This window comes from Synechococcus sp. R55.7 (assembly GCF_047461955.1).
Taxonomy (GTDB): Bacteria; Cyanobacteriota; Cyanobacteriia; order Thermostichales; family Thermostichaceae; genus Thermostichus.
This window is the reverse complement of sequence record NZ_JANSIC010000040.1, coordinates 11,346-14,063: the sequence shown is the minus strand read 5'-3', so window position 1 is coordinate 14,063 and position 2,718 is coordinate 11,346. Positions and strand designations below refer to the sequence as shown.

Below are 2,718 nucleotides of genomic sequence, written 5' to 3'. Positions count from 1 at the left end.
CTCTGCTGTTATTGCAGGCGGGAATAAGGGCGGGGATAGGGCTTGCGCATCTGTCGAGCCAGGTACACCTGAAAGGTTTGCGCCACCGCCCCTGCCCGCACCAGGGGAACCTCGGCCACAGGCTCGATTTGGGCAAAGTAGTCGCCATAGGTGGCTGGGATCCCTGCCCTCGGCTGGAACAGCTTGGAAGTGATGAGCAGCCCATCCTGCCCCAGCCAATCCTGCGGCTGCGACCAAAAGGCAAAGCCCCGCAAATCTGCATCCAGGCAGGTCAGAGGCTTGTCCGTCAGCGGAGCCAGGGCCATGGCGATCTGACCGCCCAAAAAATAGACATTGGTAAAAACGAACTCTGCCTCCTCAAGGGCTTGAGCCAGGTGGGGATCCGTCCGAAACCGCTGCCGCAACTGCTCAATTTCAATGAGCTGAGTAGAGGGATCCTGCTCCACGGGCCACAGCCCCAGCCCGCCAGGAGCCTGCAGCAGGCCATAGCGCACATGGGCCAGCCCCACCCCCACCACCAAACTGACCATCACTGCCGTCCCCACTAAGGTTCGCTTCGCTCCCGGCCACCGTTCCCAGAAGGATCCCAGCAGCAGCGTCAGCACCCAAAACCCCGGCATGGGCCAGGTGGGCAAGATGGGCCGGTAGCCTCCCATCAAGGTAAAGGCCAACACCAGCGGTAATCCACAGGCCAGGATCAAAAGGTGCTTGAGCTCTTCATCCGTCAGCCGCATCCCGCGGAGAATCTGCAGGGCCACCCGACCCGTCCCTGCCAAACTCGCCCACCACAAAGGGATCCCCAAGCTGGGGAACAGGTAAAAGATTTCAGAAAGGATCGTCAGCCCCAGCGCTTGCAGTTGATACCCTGCCTCCGGCACCGCCCGCCCCGCCTGAAAGCGAAAGGAGACCCAATCCTGCTGGGCGTTCCAGATCAGCACCGGGCTGAAGGCCAGCACAAAACCCAGCACCGCCAGCACCGTCCAGCCCGACCTCAAGGCACAGCGATGAACTGGGCTGAGCAGACAAAAGAGTACCAGGCCGAACCCCAAAGCCAAGCCGTGGTACTTCCCCAAGCAGGCCAGCCCCACCAAGAGACCTATGAGCGCTAGCCTAGGCCCTGGCCGATAGCGAGCCGCCCCATAGACTCCCAATTTCCCCTGCCCCAAAGGCACCGGAAAAAACTCCTGAGCGGCCACCCATAGGGTTGCTGCCGTAAAAAAGACCAGCGGACTATCCGGCAGGGTCAGCACCCCAAACCCAATCCAAAGGATGGGTGCGATGCTGATGGCCGCCAAGCTGATCAGTCCCGCCCGAACAGAGAAAAGGCGCGCTCCGGTGTAGTAGAGGAATAGGGAAGAGCCACAATACAGCAGCAGGGATCCCAGTCGAATAGAAAAAGCCGACACCTGGCCGGTCAAGGCAGGCCCCAAGCCCGTTGTCCAGGCCACCAGCGGCGGATGGTCAAAATAGCTCCAATCCAGATGGCGGGTGTAGAGGTAGTAGTAGGCTTCGTCAAAGCCCGGCGGCAAAAGGGCAGCCACCAGGCCCCGCATGAACAAGCCCAACCCCAGGATTAGCCAAACCGCTCTAGGCAATGGAGGGGCTCCCTTTTGGCAAATCGACAGATCTAACTTACCTTTAACACCCTCCGGGTCTACGTCCCTTTAGCAATCTGAGCAATCCGATTTTTTTTGTCTCCAGCAAAATGACCGGACACCCCAAAAATTGACCCAGCTTCTCGGCCTCTGCCCGCGCCTCTGATTCACCGCCACTGGAGATGGATAGCAAAGGCTTCTGTGATTGCAATGTCACCTCTACCGAAAAGCTAGTATCGCCATCAGAATCTGTCCTGGCCTGAACCGTGACCTGCTGCACATCTCGGAAGGAATAGGTTTTCTGCCCTCGCGATCCAAAAGGAGTGAGGTACTCCTCCTGGATTTGGTACAGGGAGCTGTCCAAAGTCACGCGGCGGCGCCACAAAGGCGATATCAGCATAGAAACCCCTATCAAAAGAAATGGCAATAGAAATGGCAATAAGATGAGGGAAAACAAGATCACAATCACTAAATCTCCTAAGACGAACTCATCGCTATCTACCAAGAGCTGACTCTCTGTGCCGTTCACAAAAGACTGAATGCGCCTTGCCAGTTCCTGAGCCTCACTCTCACTGAAAGCCGACCAGGCTTTCCTTTCTCCTGCAGGAGTTTTCAGCGTGACATAGTAGTAGGTTGTTCTGTGTCCATATCCATCTTCATCTGTCTTGATTTCCTTGATTTCGGTTCTGGTTCCAGCCCCTCTCACGTCCTTGTAGAGTTTAGTCGTACTTGGCAAAGGCAGCAACGGCTGGAAAAACACTTCGCAGTTAACCGCAGACTGGGCAACTCGAAAGCAGGTGAAGTGGCGATCGCCTTGGTGCAACCAAAGTAAAGTCAAGACAGATAGAGGAATGAAGACAACAGATAGAAAGGCAAGAAGTAGCCGAAAAGATAAATCCTTGGGAGGCTCTTGGTACACGCGCTTGTTGTGGCTCTCCTCCACGCATTTCATAGACTTAACTCCAAGAAAGCCGGATTTGCTCAGTTATAACTTGCTAGTCTGTTGGTCGTCTGTTTCCGAGAATACGAAGCGTTTAAAAAATTATGAAAAGCAGTAAGTCCTCCGGTTTTCGCTGTGCTGTATTCAACTTCCCCTCTCTCCAACCAGGAGCGGAAATTGAGT

At 55.7% G+C, this 2,718-nt stretch carries 2 protein-coding genes; both read right to left on the bottom strand.

The features are described from left to right. Positions 1 to 8: 8 nt before the first annotated feature. Entirely contained in the window at positions 9 to 1,595 is a 1,587-nt protein-coding gene (locus NW820_RS03540; protein WP_414406695.1) for an ArnT family glycosyltransferase, read from the bottom strand. A 43-nt stretch (positions 1,596 to 1,638) separates the two neighbouring features. Then, the gene (locus NW820_RS03535; RefSeq protein WP_414406694.1) at positions 1,639 to 2,547 is read right to left on the bottom strand and encodes a hypothetical protein; all 909 of its coding nucleotides are present in this window, start codon (positions 2,545 to 2,547) and stop codon (positions 1,639 to 1,641) included. Positions 2,548 to 2,718 lie beyond the last annotated feature (171 nt).

Bases quoted from the DNA above. Each gene is read 5' to 3' on its own strand.
- NW820_RS03535 (WP_414406694.1), bottom strand. From the start codon at position 2,547: ATGAAATGCGTGGAGGAGAGCCACAACAAGCGCGTGTACCAAGAGCCT.